Origin of the sequence: Pseudoalteromonas sp. C8 (assembly GCF_011378685.1) — a bacterium.
In the GTDB taxonomy this organism is placed as follows: domain Bacteria; phylum Pseudomonadota; class Gammaproteobacteria; order Enterobacterales; family Alteromonadaceae; genus Pseudoalteromonas; species Pseudoalteromonas arctica.
Genome location: NZ_WTKT01000022.1, coordinates 38,596 through 65,170 on the forward strand (window position 1 = coordinate 38,596; position 26,575 = coordinate 65,170).

At 40.3% G+C, this 26,575-nt stretch carries 29 protein-coding genes and 1 pseudogene; 20 read left to right on the plus strand and 10 right to left on the minus strand.

The features are described 5' to 3' along the window. The first annotated feature begins 1 nt into the window (after position 1). The 4 genes from GQR39_RS17665 to GQR39_RS17680 are packed head-to-tail and all read left to right on the plus strand — an operon-like array spanning position 2 to position 2,990. Positions 2-622: a flavin prenyltransferase UbiX gene (locus GQR39_RS17665; RefSeq protein WP_007584746.1), complete on the plus strand. Its 621-nt coding sequence runs from the start codon at positions 2-4 to the stop codon at positions 620-622. Continuing rightward, on the plus strand, positions 622-1,551 hold the full coding sequence (locus GQR39_RS17670; RefSeq protein WP_165736231.1) for an ABC transporter ATP-binding protein: 930 nt from the start codon (positions 622-624) through the stop codon (positions 1,549-1,551). Before GQR39_RS17665 ends, GQR39_RS17670 begins: the two co-directional genes overlap by 1 nt. Next, a complete protein-coding gene (locus GQR39_RS17675; protein ID WP_010554413.1) occupies positions 1,552-2,319 on the plus strand; it encodes an ABC transporter permease in 768 nt (255 codons plus the stop codon). Then, positions 2,319-2,990, plus strand: a complete 672-nt coding sequence (locus tag GQR39_RS17680) for an SAM-dependent methyltransferase (protein WP_007584750.1) — start codon at positions 2,319-2,321, stop codon at positions 2,988-2,990. The genes GQR39_RS17675 and GQR39_RS17680 overlap by 1 nt, the downstream gene beginning before the upstream one ends. A 6-nt stretch (positions 2,991-2,996) precedes the next feature. Here the strand turns inward: GQR39_RS17680 and GQR39_RS17685 are convergent, their stop codons facing one another. Continuing rightward, positions 2,997-4,880, minus strand: a complete 1,884-nt coding sequence (locus GQR39_RS17685) for a GGDEF domain-containing protein (RefSeq protein ID WP_010554415.1) — start codon at positions 4,878-4,880, stop codon at positions 2,997-2,999. A 530-nt stretch (positions 4,881-5,410) separates the two neighbouring features. On the opposite strand from GQR39_RS17685, the gene panP reads away from it, so the two are divergent. Further along, positions 5,411-7,036, plus strand: coding sequence for a pyridoxal-dependent aspartate 1-decarboxylase PanP (gene panP / locus GQR39_RS17690; protein ID WP_165736232.1), 1,626 nt, complete (start codon positions 5,411-5,413; stop codon positions 7,034-7,036). 53 nt (positions 7,037-7,089) lie between these two features. On the opposite strand, the gene serA is transcribed toward panP, so the two are convergent. From serA to metK, 5 genes are all read right to left on the minus strand, one after another. Beyond that, a complete protein-coding gene (gene serA / locus GQR39_RS17695) occupies positions 7,090-8,319 on the minus strand; it encodes a phosphoglycerate dehydrogenase (RefSeq protein WP_024594074.1) in 1,230 nt (409 codons plus the stop codon). A gap of 9 nt (positions 8,320-8,328) precedes the next feature. Then, complete coding sequence (gene rpiA / locus GQR39_RS17700) at positions 8,329-8,982, minus strand: ribose-5-phosphate isomerase RpiA (RefSeq protein WP_024591469.1); 654 nt, start codon at positions 8,980-8,982, stop codon at positions 8,329-8,331. Between the two features lie 53 nt (positions 8,983-9,035). Next, a complete protein-coding gene (locus GQR39_RS17705) occupies positions 9,036-9,632 on the minus strand; it encodes a 5-formyltetrahydrofolate cyclo-ligase (protein ID WP_165736233.1) in 597 nt (198 codons plus the stop codon). An 18-nt stretch (positions 9,633-9,650) separates the two neighbouring features. After that, positions 9,651-10,199: a hypothetical protein gene (locus tag GQR39_RS17710; protein ID WP_165736234.1), complete on the minus strand. Its 549-nt coding sequence runs from the start codon at positions 10,197-10,199 to the stop codon at positions 9,651-9,653. A gap of 175 nt (positions 10,200-10,374) precedes the next feature. Next, complete coding sequence (gene metK, locus GQR39_RS17715) at positions 10,375-11,526, minus strand: methionine adenosyltransferase (RefSeq protein WP_024600601.1); 1,152 nt, start codon at positions 11,524-11,526, stop codon at positions 10,375-10,377. Positions 11,527-11,830: 304 nt separating this feature from the next. Here metK and tkt point away from each other — a divergent pair, with 304 nt between their 5' ends. The 6 genes and pseudogenes from tkt to GQR39_RS17745 all read left to right on the plus strand — a co-directional run bounded on the left by tkt (position 11,831) and on the right by GQR39_RS17745 (position 17,146). After that, positions 11,831-13,822: a transketolase gene (gene tkt / locus GQR39_RS17720; RefSeq protein WP_165736235.1), complete on the plus strand. Its 1,992-nt coding sequence runs from the start codon at positions 11,831-11,833 to the stop codon at positions 13,820-13,822. A 184-nt stretch (positions 13,823-14,006) separates the two neighbouring features. Then, complete coding sequence (locus GQR39_RS17725; RefSeq protein WP_165736236.1) at positions 14,007-14,321, plus strand: pyrimidine/purine nucleoside phosphorylase; 315 nt, start codon at positions 14,007-14,009, stop codon at positions 14,319-14,321. Between the two features lie 177 nt (positions 14,322-14,498). Further along, the gene (raiA, locus tag GQR39_RS17730) at positions 14,499-14,855 is read left to right on the plus strand and encodes a ribosome-associated translation inhibitor RaiA (RefSeq protein ID WP_007584763.1); all 357 of its coding nucleotides are present in this window, start codon (positions 14,499-14,501) and stop codon (positions 14,853-14,855) included. 202 nt (positions 14,856-15,057) lie between these two features. Next, positions 15,058-16,233 carry a divalent metal cation transporter gene (locus tag GQR39_RS17735; RefSeq protein WP_165736248.1) on the plus strand — a complete coding sequence of 392 codons (1,176 nt, stop codon included), beginning with the start codon at positions 15,058-15,060 and terminating at the stop codon, positions 16,231-16,233. Positions 16,234-16,312: 79 nt separating this feature from the next. Beyond that, positions 16,313-16,768, plus strand: a complete 456-nt coding sequence (locus GQR39_RS17740; RefSeq protein ID WP_165736237.1) for a GNAT family N-acetyltransferase — start codon at positions 16,313-16,315, stop codon at positions 16,766-16,768. Positions 16,769-16,862: 94 nt separating this feature from the next. Next, positions 16,863-17,146, plus strand: a pseudogene (locus GQR39_RS17745) (transcriptional regulator). Positions 17,147-17,227: 81 nt separating this feature from the next. Here GQR39_RS17745 and GQR39_RS17750 read toward each other — a convergent pair. From GQR39_RS17750 to GQR39_RS17765, 4 genes are all read right to left on the minus strand, one after another. Next, a complete protein-coding gene (locus tag GQR39_RS17750; RefSeq protein ID WP_165736238.1) occupies positions 17,228-18,241 on the minus strand; it encodes a hypothetical protein in 1,014 nt (337 codons plus the stop codon). 198 nt (positions 18,242-18,439) lie between these two features. After that, a complete protein-coding gene (locus tag GQR39_RS17755) occupies positions 18,440-19,627 on the minus strand; it encodes a VWA domain-containing protein (protein WP_165736239.1) in 1,188 nt (395 codons plus the stop codon). A gap of 1 nt (position 19,628) precedes the next feature. Next, positions 19,629-20,477 (minus strand): MoxR family ATPase, encoded by an 849-nt coding sequence (locus GQR39_RS17760; protein ID WP_010554437.1) that lies wholly within the window; start codon positions 20,475-20,477, stop codon positions 19,629-19,631. 52 nt (positions 20,478-20,529) lie between these two features. After that, positions 20,530-20,769, minus strand: a complete 240-nt coding sequence (locus tag GQR39_RS17765; RefSeq protein ID WP_024594065.1) for a DUF1653 domain-containing protein — start codon at positions 20,767-20,769, stop codon at positions 20,530-20,532. Positions 20,770-20,829: 60 nt separating this feature from the next. Between GQR39_RS17765 and GQR39_RS17770 the strand changes: the two genes are divergently transcribed. From GQR39_RS17770 to GQR39_RS17810, 9 genes are all read left to right on the plus strand, one after another. Then, a complete protein-coding gene (locus tag GQR39_RS17770; RefSeq protein WP_165736240.1) occupies positions 20,830-21,309 on the plus strand; it encodes a DUF2947 domain-containing protein in 480 nt (159 codons plus the stop codon). A gap of 74 nt (positions 21,310-21,383) precedes the next feature. Beyond that, positions 21,384-22,019, plus strand: coding sequence for a hypothetical protein (locus GQR39_RS17775; RefSeq protein WP_165736241.1), 636 nt, complete (start codon positions 21,384-21,386; stop codon positions 22,017-22,019). Between the two features lie 37 nt (positions 22,020-22,056). Then, on the plus strand, positions 22,057-22,344 hold the full coding sequence (gene ftsB / locus GQR39_RS17780; RefSeq protein ID WP_007584772.1) for a cell division protein FtsB: 288 nt from the start codon (positions 22,057-22,059) through the stop codon (positions 22,342-22,344). Continuing rightward, complete coding sequence (gene ispD / locus GQR39_RS17785; protein WP_165736242.1) at positions 22,334-23,035, plus strand: 2-C-methyl-D-erythritol 4-phosphate cytidylyltransferase; 702 nt, start codon at positions 22,334-22,336, stop codon at positions 23,033-23,035. Before ftsB ends, ispD begins: the two co-directional genes overlap by 11 nt. Continuing rightward, on the plus strand, positions 23,032-23,529 hold the full coding sequence (gene ispF / locus GQR39_RS17790; protein WP_010554441.1) for a 2-C-methyl-D-erythritol 2,4-cyclodiphosphate synthase: 498 nt from the start codon (positions 23,032-23,034) through the stop codon (positions 23,527-23,529). Before ispD ends, ispF begins: the two co-directional genes overlap by 4 nt. Beyond that, positions 23,526-24,578: a tRNA pseudouridine(13) synthase TruD gene (locus GQR39_RS17795; RefSeq protein ID WP_165736243.1), complete on the plus strand. Its 1,053-nt coding sequence runs from the start codon at positions 23,526-23,528 to the stop codon at positions 24,576-24,578. The genes ispF and GQR39_RS17795 overlap by 4 nt, the downstream gene beginning before the upstream one ends. Continuing rightward, on the plus strand, positions 24,559-25,323 hold the full coding sequence (gene surE / locus GQR39_RS17800) for a 5'/3'-nucleotidase SurE (RefSeq protein WP_076925194.1): 765 nt from the start codon (positions 24,559-24,561) through the stop codon (positions 25,321-25,323). The genes GQR39_RS17795 and surE overlap by 20 nt, the downstream gene beginning before the upstream one ends. After that, a complete protein-coding gene (locus GQR39_RS17805) occupies positions 25,313-25,951 on the plus strand; it encodes a protein-L-isoaspartate(D-aspartate) O-methyltransferase (protein WP_165736244.1) in 639 nt (212 codons plus the stop codon). The genes surE and GQR39_RS17805 overlap by 11 nt, the downstream gene beginning before the upstream one ends. A 9-nt stretch (positions 25,952-25,960) precedes the next feature. Further along, a complete protein-coding gene (locus tag GQR39_RS17810; protein ID WP_007584782.1) occupies positions 25,961-26,539 on the plus strand; it encodes a YqaA family protein in 579 nt (192 codons plus the stop codon). Positions 26,540-26,575 lie beyond the last annotated feature (36 nt).

A 26,575-nucleotide genomic window follows, 5' to 3' on the forward strand; every position in this document is an offset into this window, starting at 1 on the left:
TGTGCAATTTAAAGATAGAATTACGCTCGCTTTTAGCGGTGCATCAGGTGCGCCTTATGGTTTAAGGTTACTTGAAGTGTTGCTTGAGCAGCAATTTCAAGTTTACGTACTTATCTCAAGTGCAGCGCGAGTGGTGCTTGATACAGAATCAAATATTAAGCTCTCTGGTAATGAAGACAAAGCCACTGAGCAGTTAAGTACGCTGTTTAATGCTAAATCTGGGCAGTTAAAAGTATACGGTAAAGATAACTGGTTTAGCCCTGTGGCTTCGGGCTCTGCGGCGCCTAAAAAAATGGTGGTATGCCCGTGTAGTGCAGGATCGGTTTCTGCAATTGCAGTAGGGGCGTCAGATAACTTATTAGAGCGCGCCGCTGATGTGGTAATTAAAGAACGCGGACAGTTAATTTTAGTGCCGCGCGAAACACCGTTTAACGAAATTCATTTAGAAAACATGCTTAAGTTATCTCGTTTAGGTGTGACCATAATGCCAGCAGCGCCTGGCTTTTATCATAAGCCACAAAGTATTGAAGACTTAGTTGATTTTATGGTGGCGAGAATTTTAGATCATTTAAATATTGAACATAACCTAACAAAACGTTGGGGTTATGGTGAGGGTAAGTAATGAATAAGCAAAATATTGCTTTAAATATAGAAGGCCTTACCAAGGTTTATAAAAATGGTGTTGAGGCTATTAAAGGCGTTGATTTACAAGTTAAAGAGGGCGACTTTTTTGCTTTACTTGGTCCAAACGGAGCAGGTAAATCAACCACCATTGGTGTTATTTCGTCACTTGTTAATAAAACAAAAGGCAAAGTAGAAGTATTCGGTTGTAATATTGATACTGACTTAGAAGCTGCAAAAGCGCATTTAGGCTTAGTGCCGCAAGAGTTTAATTTTAGCCAATTTGAAACGCTTAGCCAAATACTTGTTAACCAAGCCGGTTATTATGGTGTGCCACGTGGCGAAGCCCATAAACGTGCTGATAAATACTTAGCGCAACTTGGCTTACTTGAGAAAAAAGACAAACAAGCACGTACGCTTTCAGGCGGTATGAAACGCCGATTAATGATTGCGCGTGCCCTTATGCACGAACCTAAGTTGCTTATACTTGATGAGCCAACTGCGGGTGTAGACATAGAACTTCGTCGTTCAATGTGGGATTTTTTACGCCAAATAAATGAGCAAGGCGTAACTATTATTTTAACTACGCATTACCTTGAAGAAGCAGAGTTACTGTGTAAAAACATCGCCATAATCGATAATGGCCGAATTGTTGAAAACACGACCATTAAAGCACTGCTTGCAAAGCTTGATAAAGAAACCTTTATTTTAGATTTAAAAATGCCAGCAAGCCCTGTAACGCTTGAAGGCTATAAATTTACCATGACGGACGATCATACTGTTGAAGTGGAAGTCGCTAAGTCTCAAGGCTTAAATGCGGTTTTTAGTGCATTAACAACTCAAGGTAATACTGTATTGAGTATGCGAAATAAAGCAAACAGATTAGAAGAGTTATTTGTTGGATTACTAGAGCAAGGGCGGGGCGAATAAATGTTTAAATATGGCGTAGCCTTAAAGAGTTTATGGATTAAAGAGTGCATTCGTTTTTTACGTATTTGGGTGCAAACTTTAGTACCGCCAGCAATTACGATGAGCTTATATTTTGTTATTTTTGGTAACTTAATTGGTTCACGCATTGGCGACATGGGCGGCTTTAGTTATATGGAGTTTATTGTACCTGGCCTTATAATGATGTCAGTCATTACTAATTCCTATTCCAACGTAGCCTCTAGTTTTTACTCAACAAAGTTTCAAAAAAGCATTGAAGAGCTTTTAGTTGCACCTGTACCTAACTACATCATTGTTCTAGGTTATATGGGGGGCGGTATGACGCGCGGTATTATGGTGGGCTTTATAGTTACCTGTGTGTCGTTATTATTTGTTGATATTCAAATTCATAATATTTTTGTAATTATTGCGACGGTTATTTTAACCTCAGCTGTGTTTGCTTTAGGTGGTTTAATTAATGCAATTTACGCAAACAGTTTTGACGATATAAGCATTATCCCCACCTTCATACTAACGCCATTAACTTACTTAGGCGGTGTATTTTATTCAATTACGTTGCTGCCTGAATTTTGGCAGAATGTATCACAAATCAACCCTATAATTTATATGGTTAACGCATTTCGTTATGGCTTTTTAGGTGTGTCGGATGTTGATTTGAGCGTGGCTCTTGGGGTTATTTTAGTATTTATAACAGCGTTATTTACATTAGCGCTTACATTGATCAAAAAAGGTGTGGGGCTAAGACACTAATGAGTGATGCAAATTCACGTAGTATTGTATCTAATCAAGCGGGTATTCACGAAAAGCTTGATGAAATAGTAAATAAGCACTTAGATGCTGAATTTAAAAAGCCAATTGCAGCACACACCCAAGCCGCATTTGACGAGGTTAATGCTAAAGTACAAGCCTTTAGTGGCCCGCTTATTTTAGACTCGTGTTGTGGCGTAGGTGAAAGCTCAGCTAACTTAGCTAAGCGCCACCCTGATGCACTTATAATTGGTATTGATAAATCGTCGCACCGATTAGATAAGCACGATGTTGAATATAAGCAAACCGACAGTGGTCAGTACATCTTAGTGCAAGCAGACTTAAATGACTTTTGGCGTTTAGCGGTAGCTGCTAATTGGCAACCTACGCACCATTATTTGTTGTATCCAAACCCGTGGCCTAAATCTAAGCATATTCGTAGGCGCTGGCATGGCGCAGCTATTTTTCCATTTATCGTTAAGTTAGGTGGAAAATTAGAAGTACGCAGCAATTGGGATATTTACGTTAAGGAGTTTGCTCGGGCGCTCGAATTAACAGGCAACCCTTGCGATGTAACGCTTTATGAGTCAGACGATGCCATTACGCCTTTTGAGCGTAAATACTGGGCCAGTGGCCAGCAAAGCCACCGACTCGTTATTAACTTACCTCGCTAAAGTAAGTTAAAGTGCTAATTCTTCTTCTATAACCGTACTAACATGTGACACTGGGTGTGCAAAGTAGTTGCCTTGCATTAGTGTCACATTCGCCTTTTTAAGTGCGGTTACTATGGTTGCATTTTCTACCGACTCTGCCATTAATTGCAAACCAAGTTGATTAGCAAAACTGGCTATATGTTCAATAAATAAATAGATATCTTTGTCATTCACTATTTGCTTTATTAGTGCGCCATCTAGCTTAATACCATCTACTTCCAGCTTAAGTACGTTTGATATATTTGAATAACCACTACCAAAGTCATCAATAATAACCTTAACGCCTTTCGTTTTAACCATTCCAATAAATGCTTTTACTTCAGAGAAGTTGGCAATAGCTTGGGTTTCTAAAAGCTCTAGTGTGATATTACCAGGATGCGGGTAGCGCTTAAGTTCGTCCGCAATAAACTCACTTAAATTAGGGTCGAGCATATCTTGTGCTGTTATATTTAAACTCCAGCAAATATCGGTTTTTCTAAAGCGACTAACACATTGTGAAAATATAGTACGGGTAAGTATTCCGTCCATTCTTGAGCGAGTAACAACATTTAAAAATGCATCAGGTTTTAACACTTCCCCTTGCGCCGTTACCATTCGAGCTAAACATTCGTATTGAACGACCTTGTTGGTATTTGTATCAATAATGGGTTGAAAGTAAGGCACTATACGGTTGTTATCAAACGCTTCACGCACCTCTTTAGCCATTTCAACATTGTATTGATATTGCGTTTTTACATCGTGTAGCGCTTTTGAGTAGTTAACTACGCTATGCCTGCCTTGTTTAGCTTGCAGCGCCGCTATATGAGCGTTTTCAAGTAGTAGCGATTTATTGCCACTGGCAATACCTGCACATAGAGTTATATAAATAAAAGGGTCAGTTAACACTGGGGTATTAAAGTTATATGTTTTTACGAGATCGGTAAATTCGTCATTACTCATTTCTTTAGGAGCGAGTAATACTATTTTGTTGGTTGCTAGTCTGTATATATGGCAATGCGCAGAGCTTCTGAGTTTAAAGTGAATAAGTAAGTTTTTCATTACTTTGTCACCCACTTCAGTGCCGTAGAAACTGTTTATATCTTCTATTTCATTAACCCAAATAACGGCTAACTGCATGTGATGAGCATTACTTTTTTTAATAAAGTACTCAAGAGCAATATGATTTGAAAAACCAGTACTTGAGTCAGTTGCTAAAGAGCGCTTTAGTAAATAAATATATATGGCGGCAACTAGTATCGCGATAAAAAAGAAGAAGCTCGCCATGGCAGCTGCTTTTGATACGCTTTCTTTAAGTTTCTCGTTTAAATTGTAAATAGTTATATCGGCACCCGTTAAATAGGTATTGCCGTTAATAGGGTCAACGTAAGGAATAAAAATAGTTTTAAAGTGGCCCCACTGATCGCTCGATATTTCAAATACAGGCTCGGTTGAGTAAAAAGCACTTATATTGGCATCGGTAGCTTCAGGATAGAGATCTAAAAATTGAGTGACTTTGCCATTATTCTGATCGTCTTGCGTGTAGCTTGATGAGCTAAAAAGAACCTTTCCGTCTTTTAAAATCATTGAATACACATAAGCAATATCAAGTGCTTGAGCAAACTCAGAGAGCTGTTTACTCTTATTTTGATAGTAAGAAAAACTTATGTTGTCGCCTTGATTAACCGCACTTAAGTAATTTTCACCTAAAATATGTTTTACGCTGGTGGCTGCATTAAGTAAGCGATTATCAACCGACTGCATTATTTCAGCACGCGTGGTTTGGTAAGTGTAGTAAACATAGGTAAGTAAGCTTATTAAAAACAAGCTAAAGCCTGCCACTATCCAACTAACTTTGACTCTTCCTTCTGGCATATGTGTCCCTTTTTTGTTATCAAATTTATTATACCCAAAATAAGTAAATGCCCAATAAATAATTAGGTTTGGTAGAGTTTTAATTAGGGTCTGTTTATCTTTGCGGATTATAATTTGTTCAAACTAGGGGCGATTTAATCGCGGCGCGAGATTTGTAACCTAGTGGTCTAAGTAAAAACCGAGCAACAAAGAGTAAATAGACCCTAGGCAGAACCCTTTGGGCAGCGCCTGTTTGGCATTAATGCTACGTTATCGCCTATTTATGGGGAATAACCACACTACATAGGCGCTGCCTTGCCTAAATACCAAACAGACTGCTGCAAATTTAACCTTGAAAGATAAATAGACCCTAAATTATCATTTTTTTGTCATCGCTTTGATTGCTTTTATAGGTTTAAACGAGACATTTTAGTTATATTGCAGTAAAGTTAGCGCAATTTTTAAAGAAACACGATTGCTCTAAATGTCCTAATAAGTAGGCGTTTTTGATGGGTAAGCGCGTGTTTTAGCTACACACACTAGGTATTGAGATGGATCAAAAGCGTTGTGCCGTCGCCTCTAAAGAAAGCCTTAAGCGTATATTTACTGTACCTGAAGCGCCAGACTCAACTTTAAGCAAAATCGAGCTTGAAATTTCGAGTAATTTAGCAGGTTTTCTAAACGAAAATATAGCGGCAATTGAAAAACCATTACATGAAATCGAAAAAGATTTTCAGTCGGCAGTGATCCCAGAGGATCCAACGTTTGTATCTGCTTATGCCCAAGACATAATGGAGCAACTTGTTGCGCATTCTGTGCATACAGCTGCGCCTAGCTTTATTGGTCACATGACCTCTGCCTTGCCGCATTTTTTATTACCTCTGTCAAAATTGATGGTAGGGCTAAATCAAAATCTAGTAAAAATAGAAACGTCTAAAGCGTTTACGCCTCTTGAACGTCAAGTGCTTGGAATGATGCATCATTTAGCTTATGGGCAAGAAGATTCATTTTATTCTAAATGGATGCACAGTGCTAAAACCTCATTAGGTGCATTTTGCTCTGGTGGAACGGTTGCTAATATTACTGCGCTTTGGATTGCTCGAAACCGCTTATTAAAACCCGATGGCGATTTTAGAGGTATCGGCGCACAAGGCCTAATTGCCGGTATGCTGCATTACGGCTATAAAGGTTTAGCAGTATTAATATCAGAACGCGGACATTACTCATTAGGTAAATCGGTTGATTTACTCGGTATTGGCCGCGATAACTTAATTGGTATTAAAACCTGCGAAAATAATAAAGTAGATGTAGGAGCTATGCGCGAAAAAGCACGTGAGCTTGAATCGCAAGGCATTAAAGTAATGGCGATTATTGGGGTAGCGGGTACAACCGAAACCGGTAATATTGACCCACTTGATGAAATGGCCGACTTAGCACAAGACATTAACTGCCATTTTCATGTAGATGCTGCATGGGGAGGAGCAACCCTTTTATCGAACACGCATCGCCCTTTACTAAAAGGGATTGAGCGAGCAGATTCAATTACCATCGATGCACATAAACAAATGTATGTACCAATGGGAGCGGGCTTAGTTTTATTTAAAGATCCCGCTGCAACTGATGCAATAGAGCATCACGCTGAGTACATATTACGTAAAGGTTCAAAAGACTTAGGTAGCCACACGCTTGAAGGCAGCCGACCTGGTATGGCAATGTTAGTACATGCTTGCTTACGTGTTATTGGTCGTAAAGGTTACGAAATGCTGATTGATCGAAGCATCAAAAAAGCACATTACTTTGCTGATTTAATTAAAGCTGATGAAGACTTTGAGCTTATTTCAGAACCTGAATTGTGCTTATTAACGTATCGTTATGTACCTAAGCAAATTAAACAAGCAATAGCCGATGCAGATGCTGAAACTCGGTTAGATATTTTTGCTTCACTGAACCGTTTTACTGCCAGTATGCAAAAACGTCAGCGAGAGTCTGGTCGCTCATTTGTATCACGTACTCGTTTAACGCCTTCTAAATACGACAATCAACCAACGGTTGTATTTAGAGTGGTCCTTGCTAACCCGCTTACCTCAGGCGCTATTTTAAAAGAGATATTAGCTGAGCAAAAAGAGTTGGCTGCAACAGATCCGGTATTCAAAAAATACTTAAGAAAGTATATGTAATCTAAATACAAAAAAGGGTCCATAAGGACCCTTCTTAATATCAAAAGTACTTATTAATGTAAAATACGTGCTCTAATTGTACCCTCAACAGCGCTTAGTTCTTTAAGTGCTACTTCAGATTGATCTGTATCTACATCAATAACTACATAACCAATAGATGCGTCTGTTTGTAGGTATTGCGCAGCAATGTTAATACCGTGCTGTGCAAACGCTTGGTTAATTTGCGTTAGTACACCAGGGCGGTTGTGGTGCACGTGTAATAAACGGCTACGATTAGCAAGCTCAGGCAGCGATACTTCAGGGAAGTTAACGGCAGTAATAGTTGAGCCATTATCTGAGTATTTAGCCAGTTTACCCGCTACTTCAATACCAATGTTTTCTTGCGCTTCTTGTGTAGAACCACCAATGTGCGGCGTTAAAATAACATTGTCGAATTGGCGCAGTGGCGATACAAATTCTTCATCGTTAGACTTTGGCTCAGTAGGGAACACATCGATTGCTGCTCCACTTAGTTTTTTCTCTGTTAGTGCTTCTGCAAGTGCATCAATATCAACAACAGTTCCGCGTGAAGCATTGATCAAAATAGATCCCTGCTTCATAACAGCAAGTTCTGCGCTACCAATAAGATTTTTAGTTTGCGGTGTTTCTGGTACGTGTAAACTAATAATATCAGAGCGTTGTAACAGCTGAGTTAGGTTGTGAACTTGCTTTGCATTACCGAGTGATAATTTATCTTCGATATCGTAATATTCAACGTTCATACCGATATTTTCAGCCATAATACCTAGCTGAGTACCAATGTGACCGTAGCCAATAATACCTAATGTTTTACCACGTGCTTCAAACGAACCATTTGCTGTTTTTAACCAGCCACCACGATGAGCCGCTGCATTACGCTCTGGAATACCGCGTAATAAAAGTAGGATTTCACCAAGTACAAGTTCAGCAACTGAACGAGTATTAGAAAATGGTGCGTTAAATACAGCAATACCGCGTTCGCGTGCTGCATCTAAATCAACTTGGTTTGTACCAATACAAAAACACCCAACAGCAACTAGCTTGTCAGCTGAGTCTAATACGGCTTGGTTAATATGAGTACGAGAACGAAGTCCTACAAAGTGAACATCTTTAATGCGCTCTTTTAATTCGTCCTCAGGTAAGGATGTTTTAACGTAGTCGATATTGCTGTAACCGTTACGTTTTAGCGTTTCAACAGCGCTTTGGTGAACACCTTCAAGCAAGAGAATTTTAATTTTGTCTTTTGCTAACGATACCTTACTCATAACCTCATCCTATTTAATTTGTGGCCCATTTTTAGTACCGATAATCACTTTATCAGCACCACGCATTGCAAATAGGCCGTTGGTAACTACGCCAACAATTGAATTTATTTGTGCTTCAAGTTGTTTAGCATTGGTAATTTTTAAGTTAAATACATCTAATATAACGTTACCGTTATCGGTAACTACGCCTTGGCGATAAACAGGGTCACCACCAAGCTTTAATAATTCTCGTGCAACGTAGCTGCGAGCCATTGGAATAACTTCTACCGGAAGCGGGAAGTCGCCTAATGTTTTTACTAATTTGGTGTCATCTACAATGCACACAAATTGTTTAGCTACAGCGGCTACTATTTTTTCGCGAGTAAGGGCTGCGCCGCCACCTTTAATCATTTCGTTTTGATCGTTTATTTCGTCAGCGCCGTCAACGTATACATCTAAAGCAGCAACGTTATTAAGCTCAAATACTTCAATACCTAACGCTTGTAAGCGCGCGGTTGAGGCTTCTGAGCTTGATACAGCGCCTACAATAGTGTCCTTTACTGAACCAAGGGCATCAATAAAGTGATTAACAGTAGAGCCTGTACCCACACCTACAATAGTGTTTTCTTTTACAAACTCGAGTGCTGCCCAAGCAGCTGCTTTTTTTAATTCGTCTTGTGTCATTGCTTTGTGCTCATGTATGTCAGAAATATGCGGTTAGTAATCAAATTTAATTGTTACCAACAGTATGTTTTATCTGGGGTGATAATGGTTTTAAGTGGTACATCCCACGACTCGATTGGTAGGGCCTCAACTTTTTGGCATTCATGTGCAAGGCCAATTAGTTGTGGTTTTTGCCAATTTTGTTCGTGCAAACGCGCCAATGTCCGGTCGTAAAACCCACCTCCCATTCCTAGGCGATTACCTTGTTTATCAAATGCAACTAATGGCATAAGGAGGTAATCAAGCACTGGTAATGGGCATATTTGAGAGCAGTTCAGCTCAGGCTCCAAGATACCATAGCGATTTGCTCTCATGGGTGAGTTTTTCTCATAGCGCTGAAATAGTAAATTAGCGCCATTGAATGGGTGTATTATAGGTAGGTAAACGGTATGGTTTAAACTCCATAATTCTTTAATTAACAATGAAGTGTCTAGCTCCCCATCGTTACTTAAGTAAATGGCAATATGCTTTGAATTCGTTGTTTTTTCGCTTTTTAAATGTTGAATAAAATTCATTTTTAGCGATTGCGCAGCAATTATTTGCTGATTATTTGACAAGTTTTTACGGGTGTTACGAATTTCCGCTCTTATTTTTGCGCGTTTATTGCTCATTAAATTAATTAGCCATTCTTAAAAAGAGAATAAATCGGGAAAAATTAAAAAAACAGCCAGTACGACTAGCAAAATGGTGGCAGTTGCAATCAATGAATATAAAAGTAAGTTACTGCGTTTTTTAGGAGGCGCTAAATCATCACCTAGCATTAGATCGTCACCTTGCCATTCGTCAATACTTTCGTCTGGTGCTTTTAACTGAGCTTCAGGAAGGCGTTGCTCTAACTCGTCTAACTTTTCTTCAAGGCGAATTAAGCTGCTAGTGATGTAATCGAGTGCATCAAAAATACGTTCATCACGTTGATTGTTATTTGCAGCAGGGTTTGAGCCATTTTGAATGATGTTTGAAACAGCTTGAAGCTTACTTTTAATGCCTAAGCCTGCTAGTAACTTAGCCTGTTTTAACGCTTTGTCTTTATCGCTTGGTGCAAACAGTGGCTTACCTTTAAAAAAAAGAGCTACTTTTTCATCTGACGTTTTTAATTTTGCAGCTAAATTTGTACATGCTGTTTTTGCATCAACGTTATCGGCAAGTCCTGCAAATATAACGCGAAAGTTATCGGCCATTTAACTGTCCCTAAAGCTTTTATAATGAAATGAGTATATACCTAAAGTACAAAAGAATTCGAGGTCGATTTAATAGTTATTTTGTAGACGCTCTACAAACAATATAGCGAATAAGTTTTAGATGTAAAAACGGCCCTTAAAAGGGCCGTTTTTAATTTACTACAACAATTTTGGCTTAAAGGCCGGCAGCTGCGCGAAGTGCGTCTGCTTTATCTGTACGTTCCCAAGGGAATTCGTCACGACCAAAGTGGCCGTAAGCCGCTGTAGGAAGGTAGATAGGGCGCTCTAAATCAAGCATTTGAATTAAGCCGTAAGGGCGCAGGTCAAAATGTTCACGAATAAGCTCGATTAAACGGCTTTCTTCTAGCTTGCTTGTACCAAACGTTTCAACGCTGATAGAAGTAGGCTCTGCAACACCAATTGCGTAAGAGACTTGTAGCTCACACTTGTCAGCAAGACCAGCAGCAACAATGTTTTTAGCAACGTAACGTGCAGCGTATGCCGCAGAACGGTCAACTTTTGATGGATCTTTACCAGAGAAAGCACCACCACCGTGACGAGCCATACCACCGTATGTATCTACAATGATTTTACGACCAGTTAAACCACAGTCACCCATTGGTCCGCCAATAACAAAGCGACCTGTTGGGTTAATGAAAAACTTAGTTGCACTTGTAATAAGTTCTGCAGGAAGTACCGGCTTGATGATTGTTTCCATCACAGCTTCTACTAAATCTTTTTGCGAAATGTCTTCGCTGTGCTGAGTAGAAAGTACTACAGCATCAATACCTACTGGCTTGCCGTTTTCGTATGCAAAAGTAACTTGAGATTTTGCATCTGGACGTAACCAATTAAGCTCGCCGCTTTTGCGTACTTGCGCTTGGCGCTGTACTAAACGGTGTGAGTAAGTAATTGGAGCAGGCATTAGTACTTCTGTTTCGTTACATGCGTAACCAAACATTAAGCCTTGGTCGCCAGCGCCTTGCTCTTCTGGGCTAGTACGGTCAACACCTTGGTTAATGTCAGGAGACTGTTTACCAATAGTGTTCAAAATTGCACATGAATCGGCATCAAAGCCCATGTCTGAATTTGTGTAGCCAATGTCACGAATTGTTTTACGTGTAATTTCTTCGATATCAACCCATGCGCTAGTAGTGATTTCACCACCAACCATAACCATACCGGTTTTAACGTAAGTTTCACACGCTACGCGAGCCTGAGAGTCTTGCTCTAGGATTGCATCAAGTACCGCATCAGAGATTTGATCGGCGATTTTATCCGGATGACCTTCAGAAACAGATTCAGAAGTAAATAAATGTTTTGCCATTGTATTTCTGCTCACAAATATTGCGCTTCACAAATGTCGGTATTAGCGCTAAAAAATTAAGGGGCGTATTTTATCGAAAACAAAACGCATTGCATAGTGTTTTTACGCCTAGACGTCTAAATAAAATTACGAATGTCGTTCTAGTCTCAAAAAAAATTCATAATGCCTCACTTTTATAGGGTTTTTAATTGCACACCGCCCCCACAATAAGTAAGAATGGATATATAACAGTATCCAAGTTATTTGGTTACATAAACAAACACATAAATACCCGCGCAAATACACATATAAGGTAGGAGAATTCATGCCATCTCGCAAAGAACTTGCAAATGCTATTCGCGTCTTGTCAATGGACGCAGTACAAAAGGCCAAATCTGGTCACCCTGGAGCCCCTATGGGCATGGCTGATATCGCAGAAGTATTATGGCGCGATTATCTAAAACATAACCCAACGAATCCAGAGTGGGCTGACCGTGACAGATTTATTCTTTCAAACGGCCACGGTTCAATGCTTATCTATTCTCTATTGCACCTAAGTGGTTACGACTTACCACTGGACGAAATTAAAAACTTCCGTCAAATGCACTCTAAAACTCCAGGTCACCCTGAGTATGGCTATGCACCAGGAATCGAAACTACTACGGGTCCATTAGGTCAAGGGATCACAAATGCAGTAGGTATGGCAATTGCTGAAAAAGCGCTAGCTGCACAGTTTAACCGTGAAGGTCACGATATTGTTGATCACTTTACCTATGCATTTATGGGCGATGGCTGCCTTATGGAAGGTATTTCTCATGAAGCCGGTTCACTTGCAGGCACATTAGGTCTGGGTAAACTTGTTGCATTTTGGGATGACAACGGCATTTCAATCGATGGCGAAGTAGAAGGTTGGTTTACAGATGATACACCAGCTCGCTTTAAAGCATACGGTTGGCATGTAATTAGTGGTGTTGATGGCCACGATAGCGATGCTGTAAGTGCTGCAATTGCAGAGGCAAAAAGCGTTACCGACAAGCCATCACTAATTTGTTGTAAAACAATTATTGGTTACGGCTCACCTAATAAATCAGGTAGCCACGATTGTCACGGTGCACCACTAGGTGATGACGAAATTAAAGCGTCTCGCGAATTTTTAGGTTGGACTGGCGATGCTTTCGAAATTCCTGATGATATTTACGCACAGTGGGATGGCAAAGAAAAAGGTCAACAGCTTGAATCAAGCTGGGACGAAAAATTTGCAGCATACGCAAAAGCATACCCAGAGCTTGCAGCTGAATATAAGCGTCGTATTAATAACGAACTGCCTGGCGATTGGGCTGAAAAATCTCAAGCGTACATTGAGCAATTACAAGCAAACCCTGCAAACCCAGCGTCTCGTAAAGCATCGCAAAATGCATTAAATGCGTTTGGTCCGTTATTACCAGAATTTATGGGTGGCTCAGCCGATTTAGCTGGCTCAAACTTAACAATTTGGGATGGCTCTAAGGGTTTAACACGCGATGATGCAAGCGGTAACTACATTTACTACGGTGTACGTGAGTTTGGTATGTCGGCAATTATGAATGGTATTGCGCTTCATAAAGGCTTTATTCCTTACGGTGCTACGTTCTTAATGTTTGTTGAATATGCAAAAAATGCCGTTCGTATGGCTGCATTAATGAAGCAACCAAGCATTTTTGTATACACGCACGATTCAATTGGTTTAGGTGAAGATGGTCCAACTCACCAACCAGTAGAGCAAATTGCAAGCATGCGTTTAACGCCTAACTTATACAACTGGCGTCCATGTGACCAAGTTGAGTCGGCAATTGCATGGCAACAAGCTATTGAGCGTAAAGACGGTCCTACATCGTTAATCTTTACTCGCCAAGGTCTTGAGCAACAAGCGCGTGACGCACAGCAATTAAGTGACGTTAAAAAGGGTGGTTACATCCTTAGCTGTGACGGCAACCCAGAGATTATCTTTATTGCGACGGGTTCTGAAGTGCAACTAGCACAAGATTCAGCAAGCGAACTACGCAGCCAAGGTAAAAAGGTACGTGTTGTGTCTATGCCATGTACTGATGCCTTTGAAGATCAAAGCGCAGCATACAAAGAAAGCGTATTACCGGCATCTGTTTCACGCCGCGTAGCAGTAGAAGCAGGTATTGCTGACTACTGGTACAAGTACGTAGGTCTAAATGGCGCAGTAGTAGGTATGACCACCTTTGGTGAGTCAGCACCAGCTAATGAGTTGTTTGAGCACTTTGGTTTTACAGTGGCAAACATTGTAAGCAAAGCAAACGAGCTTTTTTAATCGCTTTGATTAAAGAAAGTAAGTAATTGAAAAACCCGCACATGTTGCGGGTTTTTTTATGCCCTTACATGAAGCAACTTCACCTTGATCAATGCTGCTTTCCTTGCAAGAAAGTAAGCTATCAGGCAAGGTAGTGCGATAAAATTTATAAATAAAAATCTTAAATTAATAGCAGGAGCTAAAAATGCCAAAGTTCGATAACGTAAGTGTAGTAAAAAAAGCCAATGTATATTTTGACGGAAAAGTGTCGAGTCGTACCGTTATTTTAGGTGATGGCGAAGCGAAAACATTAGGTTTTATGCAACCTGGTGAGTTTGTTTTTGATACAAACCAAAAAGAATGCATGGAGCTTTTAGCTGGCCAATGGGATATTTTATTGCCAGACGCAAGCGAGTGGAAAACATTTAACGCAGGTGAGTCGTTTAATGTGGACGCAAATGTAAGCTTTAAAGTAAAAGTATCTGATTTTGCTGACTACTGTTGTTCGTACACAGATTAACCAGTACAGCTAGACGTCTGAAAGCCCATGCACTATGGGCTTTGCATAAACTTTGCACAACGCATGATTTAAATCACCAAAAACCGCAAATAAACCTCAAATATCTCTATTTTTTCCTTGTGTTAATCTAAATAGCCCCCAATACTATTTATGAGGTAACAAATAAAAGGATACCCTATGAAAATTAATCTTTCTGGTCACCATGTTGAAGTTACTGACTCTATTAGAGAGCACATCAACGAAAAATTTTCAAAAATCGAGAGCCATTTCCCATCGCTTATTGCACTCGAAATTATTTTGTCTAAAGAACATCATAAAATCCAAGCTGAAATTAGCACTAATTATGAAGGCACGCGCATATCGGTAAAAGGGGAAAACGAAGTTATGTACCCTGCCATTGCAAGTGCAGCTAAAAAACTCGATGCAGCACTAAAACATCGAAAAGGGCAGATAAAAGCAAACTTACACGAAAAGCCTGTTAGCACTACACCTGAAATCGCACACGAGATCATCCAAGAGATGGATCTTAAATAAAATTTAGTCACAAAGTATTGTAAAAAAGAGCCGTATGGCTCTTTTTTATTGCCTGTAATTTAGGTAAGTTATGCGTTCTTGCAGTTTATTAATTATAAAAATTGATAAAAATAACACACAACACACATATTTTGAGAAATTAATGCACACAACAAAAGCAGTATGGAAGTCTCGACTAGGTGCGCTTGGGCCTGGAATACTCATGGCAACAGCCGCTATTGGCGGATCTCACCTAGTTGCCTCTACGCAAGCTGGGGCAATATTTGGCTGGCAATTATTTTGGCTTATCCTCGTTGTTAATGTTTTAAAGTACCCATTTTTTCGCTTTGGTATGGAATACACACTCGCCACTAAAAATAGCCTAGTGGAGGGCTATAAAAGCAAAGGTCCGTTTTACTTCTACAGTTTTATTGGCTTAAACATTGTTGCCGCTGTTGTTAATACCGCCGGCGTATTACTGCTTACCGCAAGCTTACTGCATTACTCCTTACCCGTGGTTATTGAAGTAACCTTGCTTTGCTGGATGCTGCTGGGTGTATGTTTAGTTATATTGCTACTTGGACACTTTAAAGCGCTAGATAACGTTGCCAAAGGTATTATGGGGCTGCTTACGCTCGCTACTTTGATTGCCCTTGCCATTGCATTTAGTAACGGCCCAATGGCACCTGCTGATTATGTGGGACCTTCACCGTATGAACTTGCTATGCTTAGCTTTATGGTGGCTTTAATGGGCTGGATGCCAGCCCCTATCGAAATATCTGCATTAAGTTCTTTATGGCTAAAAGAAAAACAAGCGCAGCAAACAGTTTCTAAAAGCCAAGGCTTGTTCGATTTTAACGTAGGTTACTGGCTTACAGCTGGCTTAGCCTTGGTATTTTTTAGCTTAGGTGTATTAGTGCAGTACGGGCAAACCAGTAGTATAGAACTCGGCGGTGTCGCGTTTGCCAAGCAGCTTATTGATATGTATGCACTCACAATAGGCGAGTGGGCAAGGCCGCTTGTATCAGCAATCGCTTTTTTATGTATGTTTGGTACGACACTCACCGTGCTTGATGGCTACGCCCGTACGCTTAACGAATCTCATAAACTACTTGGCTTTAAACAATCAAAAAACAGTCTAAATATTTGGTTAATACTACAAGCACTTGCCGGTATGGCCGTTATTTTATTTTTTAAATCAGCCCTTGGCCCCATGCTTACGTTTGCTATGACACTTTCATTTGTTACAACGCCTGTATTTGCATGGCTCAACTTTAGCCTCGTGCGATCAGAGCCTGCTATAAAGCATAGCGTTTTACTACGTAGTTTAACGTGGTTAGGTTTGGTGTACTTAGTTGGGTTTGCTGTCGCTTTTGTAGTGTGGAAACTAGCATTCTAAATATAGCTACTTGCTTTGGGGTTTTAATTAAAGCCCTAAAGCCCTCAAGCATTAAGTTCTAGGATTAAACGAGGTATAAATGGATATTAGAATAGGTGATCTTTCAAACCCACACGTTATAAAGCTACTACAAGCACACCATAACGATATGCTAAAACACTCACCCGTTGAGAGCGTGCATGCACTTGATGTGAGCAAACTCACTCAGCCCGACATAACTTTTTATAGCTTATGGATTGATAATAATTTAGCGGGTGTTGGCGCTTTAAAAGCGCTCAATGCCACTCATGGCGAAATTAAATCAATGCGCACATCAAGCCGCTATTTACGCCAAGGCATAGCCGCTAAGTTACTCACGCATATTATTGAGCAAGCAACACTGCGTGGTTATAAAACACTAAGTTTAGAGACCGGCACCGCAGAAGCATTTTTACCCGCACAAAAGCTTTATACTCAGTTTGGTTTTAAAGAGTGCGAACCATTTGGGTGTTATGAGCTAGATCCGTATAGTTTGTTTATGAGTAAAGTGCTTTAAGTTGTATGCGCTCATTATTTATAGCGAAACGAAAAGTCATGTTCAAAAGCAGATCATAAAAAGCAATTAAAAGAGTTTTTAGAGGTATGGCGCAATGAGCAAACGTGATTTATTTTCAGAATTAACGATAGCACTTGTGGACGCAAAAGCGCATTCACAAGGAAAGCTAACGTTAGGTACTCATTCAGTAAATGATATTAACGATCTTGTTATCTCCCCTGATGAAATAGTAAATATTCGAGAAATATTCAGCATACATCAGCAAGAACGCTCGAAAATTGGGAACAAGGACGCAGCGCACCAAATGGGCAAGCGATAACATTGTTAAAGCTTGTGCAGCGTCAACCTGAGACGCTAAATCATATAGCGGAGTTATAGAGATTATGGATCTCATTCAAGTAAATACGACACTTAGGCAAGTTTGATTTATTATGAATCATAAAAAGAGACGCGACCCCATCATATTAAATGTTTGAAACTTGAATAGCGTAAATATTTTGATTCCAACTTTTCTGATTGTGCTGTATGGGAGGGATGAAATAAGCTTCCATTCTCACCGCTAAAAACTGAGCAAAAATATAATGAGTTTAATATATTAATCAATCTAAAAAAATTACTTTCTGTACCGTAGTTACTTTCAGGTTTTAGGGCATGCAGTATTGAATGCCTATTTAGGCTATGAGATTCATTAAATGTATTAGTATGTTGGTATAAAGATTTTTCTAAAAACCACTTTAAAGATTCAATTACTTGGATGCTTTCATCATAAGTGTCATGCAACTTTATATCTAGGAAATCTTGAGGGACATAATCACAAGAATTAAAGATATAGTGCTTAATATAGTAGCGCTGGAGCTTGATGAGATTTTCCATTAACTCTTTGGAAGAAACAGATGAAGCCTTTACGCCAAGATCCCTAATTATACCCTCTATACATGGTAATAATGAAATTACTGCAACTTTAAATAATCCTAAGTGGTAAGCTTTTAGCGACTCTCCTAATATTTCAATGTACTTAGAAATATGTTTGTTGGTTGAGTATGTGCTTGTTAAAAGTTCAGGTAACCCTAAAGTACTTTTGAAAAAATCGGCAATTATTTTTTCATTTATATTGTTATCTTGGTTTTCAGATAATGTCTTTAAAAGCATTTCTTGATCACCATTAGAGATTAAAGTTGGCAGAACCATACCAATTTTATAAAATTCATTTCTAAGAAATATCAACCCATTAAGTTTATTATTTTTAAGAGCTCTTGATTTACTAACAGGGAAAAAAGCTGTTCTTTTTCCTATAGTAACTTTATATCCTTTAATACCTAAAAACCTTCCTACTGTAATTTTTTCCAATTTAGCATGAGAGTAAATTGACTTAATTATCGAAGATGTCTTTTCAAAGTCATTTAGTGAGTTCTTCTTTAATAAATCTTTATAGAGCTTTCGAAATTTAAGATCGCAAATGGTAGGTTCTATCATGTCAAATCACTTTATTATTAACGCGGTAAGTCGGGTTGTTTCTAGTAAATTCATCATTTTTGTCGGATGGCGTGGCTTTGCCACTTATCCGACCTACGTCAAAAGGTAGGTTGGTTAAGCCGAAGGCGCCACCCAACAGAGTTTCAGATAAACGCCTTGAGGGTTCGCTACTGGAACTGAACTGTCGTTAATTTGCATCTAACTCAGCTCTTTTATCGCTCTACTTATCCCATCTAAACTCAGCGCATACATGCGGTTGTTCATTAACTCTTTTATAAAGCCAATTGATTGATAGTACGGCCAGTGTTCAACAGGCTGTGGGTTGAGCCAGGCAACTTTATCAAAGTGGCTTGTGACACGTTGTAACCAGGCACTGCCGGGCTCTTCGTTGTAATGCTCTACTGAGCCGCCAGGGTAGGCTATTTCGTAAGGGCCCATAGTGGCATCGCCAACAAATATTACTTTATAGTCGCTGGTAAATTTATTAATCAGCGTCATGGTGTCTATTACGTTTGAATGGCGGCGCGCGTTGTCTTGCCAAACGTGCTCGTATAAACAGTTATGAAAGTAGTAAAACTCTAAATGTTTAAATTCGCTGTGGGCGGCGCTAAATAATTCTTCGCAGGTATGAATGTAGTCATCCATTGAGCCGCCAATATCAAACAGCATGAGTACTTTTACGGCATTGTGGCGTTCGGGTGCCATTTTTACATCAAGCATGCCGCCTTGTTTTGCAGTAGCGCGAATAGTCTCGTTTAAATCAAGCGTGTCGCTTGCGCCAGTGCGGGCAAATTTACGTAGTTTTTTAAGGGCGAGTTTAACTGTGCGCGAACTAATTTCTCTGTCGGTGTCGAGGTTTTTGTATTCTCGTTTATCCCACACTTTTACCGCTTGGCGGTTACGATTGCCGTCTTGCCCTATGCGCACGCCTTCTGGGTTATAGCCGTATGCCCCAAAAGGTGATGTGCCGCCAGTGCCCACCCATTTATTGCCGCCTACGTGGCGTTTTTGTTGCTCTTCTAAACGCTCTTTTAGGGTTTTCATAAGCTCGTCGAGCCCACCCATAGCTTTTAGCTGGGCTTTTTCTTCATCGCTTAGGTTTTTTTCGAATTCTTTACGTAGCCAGTCTTCAGGTAAGTTGTGCTGTTGCTTTAAGCTCTCGAGCAAATCGAGGTCAGCAATACCACTAAAGTAGTCGCTAAAGGCTTTGTCGAATCGGTCAAAGTGCGTTTCGTCTTTTACCATTATGGTGCGTGCTAAATGGTAAAAGGCGTCTACGTCGGCAAATATAACGCCTTTTTTTAAGGCGTTTATTAAATCGAGTAGCTCGCGCAAGCTCACAGGTAAACGGTATTTACGTAGCGTGAAAAAAAACTGTACTAACATGTTAGCGACGGCTCATAAAGGCAAGTTTTTCAATTAGGCTTATGTCTTGCTCATTTTTAAGTAATGCGCCAAACATGGGCATTAATCCGCCTTTTTTAGCTTTGTCGTGCAGTGTTTTAGCGTCTATGTCTTCTGCCATAAGTAGTTTAAGCCAGTCGAGTAATTCGCTGGTGGATGGCTTCTTTTTAAGGCCGTTAGCTTCGCGCAGGTTAAAAAACACTTCGAGTGCTTGGCGTACTAAATCTTGTTTAACGTTAGGGTAGTGCACGTCAATAATTTGCTGCATTTCGTCGCTGCTAGGAAAATCAATATAATGAAAAAAGCAGCGGCGTAAAAATGCGTCCGGTAATTCTTTTTCATTATTGGAAGTGATGATCACAATAGGGCGCTCTTTTGCGACAATGCGCTCGTTAGTTTCATAAACATGAAACTCCATTTTATCGAGCTCAAGTAGTAAGTCGTTTGGGAACTCTATGTCGGCTTTGTCTATTTCATCAATTAATAGTACTGGGCGTTTGCCGTTAAGCTCTGCATATGTAAACGCTTGCCAAAGCTTACCTTTAACAATGTAGTTGCCAATATTGTGTACACGCTCGTCACCTAATTGGCTGTCGCGCAGGCGCGAAACCGCGTCGTACTCGTATAAACCCTGCTGCGCTTTAGTGGTCGATTTTATATGCCACTGAATAAGCGTGGTATCTAAGCTTTTAGCTAACTCCTCAGCCAGCATGGTTTTACCTGTGCCTGGTTCGCCTTTAATTAAAAGTGGTTTTTCGAGCATAATGGCAGCATTTACAGCTTGTTTAAGCGCGCTACTCGCTATGTAATTGTCAGTTGAATTAAATTGCACGGTGTACCCTTGTCTGGTCTGAGGAGTAAGTTATTTTGTTATAATGCCATAGTTAAACGGCAGGTCCAAGGTAGGCAAAACGCTGTATGACCTCACCTTCTTTTTCAACAGTTTCTAAAAACATACTAAGTGGGCGCGCCCACATACCAAATTCACCATAGAGTGCTTGATAAATCACAAGCTGCTCCTCGGTTTCGCTATGGGTGGCAACATGAACAACTTTGTATTGCGGCCCTTTGTAGTGTTGGTATATGCCTGGTTTGAGTGAAAGTGGTTTTATTGCTGTAGTCATGTTTTGATCTCTTGTATAATTTGGCTTTGCACTTTTAATGTTAACTAATTTGCCAATACTATGAACTATATTTCGCTAGATGATTACAAAAAAGCATGGGTTTTTCGTCATAAAGACTTACCTGTATCAGATGAAGACGCAGTAAAAATAAAGCCTATGGGAGATGAGCGCGCAGCCGTACTTTGGACAACCATGGTAAGCCGTGAGTTTGATCACCCAGATTTTTTTGAAGACACCGATTGGTGTGGCCAAGAAAAAAGCTTTAGCCAAGAAGTAGATTGGGAAGGTGCGTGGGAAAATGGTGATGCGCAACCACCAGAAGCAATCTTAACGTTTTTAGATTGGGAAGCTAACACCACTGTTTATTTTTGTATGGCACGCGATAATATTATCGAAACAACATTTGATGTATTTAAACGCAATTGGCAAAACTTTATGTTTTTAGCTGATGGCAGTTTGCTGATTGGTAAAAAGCGTAATACGGTTGTGCAATTTTTAGAATCAGGTAAAGCAAAATTAGGTGAAAAGCCAAGCGCTTAATTAGTGCGCTGCGCTTAAAAAATATTCAATACTGTGTTATAAAACATTTACCTGAATATTTTTGAGTACAGCTTTTGGTCGCTAAAAATCAGTCACTTGGTACTCAGCAGCAAGTTGAAATTTGGCAAACTGATGCACAAAAAGTGTTGTATGCACAATTGTGCAATGCGTTTTATCAGCGTGAGGTTCAGCGATTAGTTGCAGAGCCTAATGCCGATAAACTGCGCCGTCAGTTAAAAAGCCTACCTTATTATATTGAGCGAGCTGCAACGTTAGTTGCCAATGGTGACACGCCTTTTACGCTGGACGCGCAAAATGGTACGTGGCTTGAAAAGCAAAAACCGACCCCACCCGATGTGAATGTTCAAGCTAATGAACTTTTTTATCAAACGTATGCCAAAGTGGGGCTTATAGTGCCAGTTATATTACATGGCTACGATCAGGTACGTCTTAGAATAGACAGTATCGATCAGTTAGGCGAAAATAAGCTGCATTGTAACGAGCTTGGTTGGTTTGATTTTTTAGGAAATGGGCTAGAGCAGCAAAATGCTCAGTTAATAAAGCCAAGTAAAGTGAGTTTAACCGCTGCATGTTGCGGGCATCAGTGGCAATTTTCGAAGCGTTGTATGCCACGGGTTTTATCACTACGCGAAATGCTTTTAGCGGGTAGTATTAATTGGCGCAATTTAAAGCGCCCCTTAGCGTATTAAAGTTAAGGTATTTGGAATTTAAAATAAGGAGTGTTAAATGCGTATTTTTCAAGTTGGCTTACTGTGCTTAGCACTGTTTGTACAATACAGATTATGGTTTGGTCATAATGGTTTACAAGACTACACACGGCTAAAAGGTGCTGTAGCGTCGCATCAAGAAACCAACGAAAAGCTCATTAAACGTAATAAAGTACTTAAAGCAGATATTGAAGACTTAAAGCTTGGCCAAGAAGGCATTGAAGAGCGTGCACGCAACGAATTGGGAATGATTAAACCGGACGAAACATTTATTCGTGTTTTACCGGGCAAACAATATGACAAATAAACAGACTATTGCAGCAATTGTACCTGCTGCGGGCGTTGGCAGTAGAATGCAGCACAATGCGCCTAAGCAATATATACAATTAGCCGGTAAAACCATTTTAGAACACACCTTAGCTAAACTTTCTCAATTATCTCAATTACGCACTATTGTTGTTGCCCTTAGCGACAGCGACCCCTATTTTGACGAACTCCCAACACTTGATAAGCGCATTGTTCGCGCCAGTGGCGGTAAAGAGCGTGCAGATTCAGTACTCAATAGCTTACTTTTTTTAGCGCCTAACCCGCCTACATGGGTGTTGGTGCACGATGCTGCGCGTCCGCTAGTTAATATTAGTGATATAGAACGTTTAATTGATGAATGTATACGCGCTGATGAAGGCGGTATTTTAGCTAGCAAAGTAAAAGACACCATAAAACGCGGCCACACTCATGCCCTACAAACTGTGCCGCGAGATGATTTATGGCAAGCACTTACCCCCCAACTTTTTAAATATGACGAGCTTAAAAATGCACTTCAAGGCGCATTAGCAAGTGGGGCTACTATTACCGATGAAGCCAGTGCTATTGAATGGGCGGGCAAACCGGTAAAGCTTGTAGCAGGTCGCAGCGATAATATTAAAATAACCACGCCAGAGGATTTAGACTTGGCTGGGTTTTTATTACATAAACAACAAAACGAGAGTGCATTATGATACGAATTGGCCATGGTTTTGACGTACATAAATTTGGCGGCGAAGGCCCGTTAACTATTTGTGGTGAAAAAATTGATTATCCACAAGGCTTTTTAGCGCACTCAGATGGCGATGTCGCTATTCATGCATTATGTGATGCTATTTTAGGCTCGCTTGCAATGGGTGATATTGGTAAGCACTTTCCAGATACGGCTAGCGAGTATGAAAATATCGACAGCCGTATTTTACTTCGCCATGTGGTGAGCTTAGCTAAAGAGCAAGGTTATGTAATTGGCAATGGCGATGTGACTATTGTTGCACAGGCGCCAAAAATGCTGCCACACATTCAAGCTATGCGTGCTAATTTAGCCAGCGATTTAAATTGTGACCTTAGCCAAATTAACGTTAAAGCCACTACTACCGAAAAGCTAGGCTTTGAAGGGCGTAGGGAAGGCATTTCTAGCCATGCGGTGGTTATTATGAGTAAAGAGCTTGCGAGTACAAAAAACGCATGAGCGATTTAAATTATTTATACGGTGCACCGCTTTCTAAAGCTGATTTTAAAACCACTGCTGAAGACTTTATGGTTGATGAAGACCTAGGTATAGAATTTACCGGCAGTGGCGAACACGTGTGTTTGCAGGTGGTTAAAAAAGGCGAAAATACGCAATACGTTGCAAAGCTAATTGCACAGCGTGCGGGTGTTTCACCGCGAGACGTAAGTTACGCCGGCATGAAAGATCGTCACGGAGTGTGCTCACAGTGGTTTAGTGTAAAAGTACCGATTAAAAAGCCTATCGATTTTAGCGATTTAAATAGCGAGAGTATTTTTATTGTGTCGCAACAGCGCCACGACCGTAAATTACGCACGGGCTGCCACAAAGGTAATAGATTTACTATTACGCTTCGTAATGTAACCAAGCCCCTTGATATTTTATGCCGTATTAATGCTGTACGCGCAGGTGTGCCTAATTATTTTGGTGAACAACGCTTTGGGCATGGCGGTCATAACTTAGTAATGGCTGAAAAAATGTTTGCAGGGGAGCGCATTCGCGATAAAAAACTGCGCGGCATTATTATTTCAGCAGCGCGTTCTCATGTGTTTAATCAAATAGTAAATTTACGTGTTAAAGAGCACGGTTTAGCTAAAACAATGCACCGTGAAGTATTTATGCTCAGCGGCAGTAATGCATTTTTTGAAGATGCAATTAACGACGAAAACATAGAGCGATTAGCCACTGGCGATATTATGATGTCGGCACCTATGGTGGGTAAAAGTGAAAAAGGCCTAACCGAGCAAGAAAAAGTATGGCTCGAACCATATCAAACATGGTGTGATGGCCTAGGTGAGCTAGGCCTAAAAAATGAGCGCAGGATGCTGCGTTTAATTCCGCAAAACTTAACGGTTGAGACCATAGATGAAACCAGTTTAAAACTGAGTTTTGGTTTGCCAAAAGGATGTTTTGCAACCGCATTATTACGCGAGCTGGTGGATTACACAGATGCAAGTCCACGAGAGCGCAAAGAAAAGGATAATGACATAAATGAAGATACTGTTAAGTAACGATGATGGCGTAAATGCCAAAGGTATTGCGGTTTTATATCAGGCGCTTATACAAATTGCAGATGTAACCCTTGTTGCACCTGATCGCAACTGTAGTGGTGCTAGTAATTCTTTAACATTAATGAACCCGCTACGCGCAACAACGCTTGAAAATGGTTTTATGTCGGTTAATGGCACACCTACAGATTGTGTACATTTAGGTGTAAATCAGTTGGTTGATGAAAAACCCGACCTTGTTGTTGCTGGTATTAACCATGGTGCCAATTTAGGCGACGATACGCTTTATTCAGGCACTGTTGCTGCTGCAACCGAAGGTCGCCACTTAGGCTTACCTGCAATTGCAGTATCGCTTTGCTCACATAAAGGTGAGCATTTTGAAACAGCCGCTGCTGTTACCGTAAATATTATTAAAGGCTTGGCTTCGCACCCGCTTCCAAAAGATCAAATAATAAATATAAATGTGCCAGATATTCCATTAAGTGAATTAAAAGGGGTGCAAGTAACTCGTTTAGGTGCTCGTCATAAAGCAGAAACCATGACCAAACAAACCGATCCTTGGGGCCGTGATATTTACTGGTATGGATCCCTAGGTACAGAGAGTGATGCAGGTGAGGGGACCGACTTTTACGCAATCAATAACGGTTATGCCTCTGTTACGCCATTAAGTGTTGATATGACAGCTAAAGATAGCTTAAAAGCAGTAGGAGACTGGTTAGCCGATTTGGAGATTAATCGTGCTCGCTAATTATTCCCGCAGTGCAAAAGCGCTATCTGACTTACTAAAGCGTGAAGGTGTTGAAGATACACAAGTACTTAGTGCTATAGCTGATGTTCCACGTCATGTGTTTATAGATGATGTGCTCAAACACAAAGCCTATGAAAATACAGCGCTACCGATTGGGCAAGGGCAAACTATTTCCCAGCCTTATATAGTCGCGCGTATGACTGAGTTACTTCGCTTAGCTGGTGTGCGCAATAAAGTGCTGGAAATTGGTACTGGCTCTGGATATCAAACTGCAATATTAGCCAAAACGTTTACAAAAGTTTATTCGGTAGAGCGTATTAAAACGCTTCAGTGGCAGGCAAAGCGTCGATTGCAGCAACTCGATTTATATAATGTAACCATGAAGCATGGTGATGGTTGGCAAGGCTGGCAATCACAAGCACCTTTTGATGGTATTATAGTGACTGCTGCGGCCTCTAAAGTTCCACAAGACTTACTTGCTCAGTTAGCCGATGGAGGCGTGTTATTAGCGCCCATTGGTGAGAGCGATCAAAAATTAGTAATGGTTATCCGCGAAGGCGATAATTATAAAGAGCATGTTATTGCTCCCGTTAGATTTGTGCCGTTAGTACCTGGCGATATTGAATAGGAATTCATTTTGAAGTTGTTTACCAAGTTATACGATATGGCCCTAGTGTGGGCAAAGCACCGCCATGCGGAACGTTATTTAGCTGCAATGAGCTTTGCAGAGTCAGTTTTTTTTCCGATACCGCCTGATGTAATGCTTGCACCTATGTCGCTTGCACAGCCCAAAAAAGCATGGCGTTTTGCAAGCTTTGCTACAATAGCATCGGTTGTTGGTGGAGTAGTTGGTTACTTGCTTGGGTTTTGGCTATTTGAACCCGTTGTTGAGCCATTGATTGCACAAATGCACTGGCAAGAAAAGTTTGATATCGCATTAAATTGGTTTAAAGATTACGGTGTTTGGGTTGTGTTTTTAGCTGGTTTTTCGCCTATACCATATAAAGTATTTACCATTGGCGCAGGTGTTTTACAAATGGCATTTTTGCCATTTTTACTCGCATCGGCGATTGGACGTGGTGCGCGATTCTTTTTAGTTTCAGCCTTAATGAAGTGGGGCGGGGCTAAAATGGAAGCAAAATTACGTCAATATATTGAAATACTTGGTTGGGGATTAGTGGTATTAATTGCGCTAGCGTACTTTTTATTGCGTTAAGCGTTAAAAATATCAATTGTCTAATTTGGGAGAAAA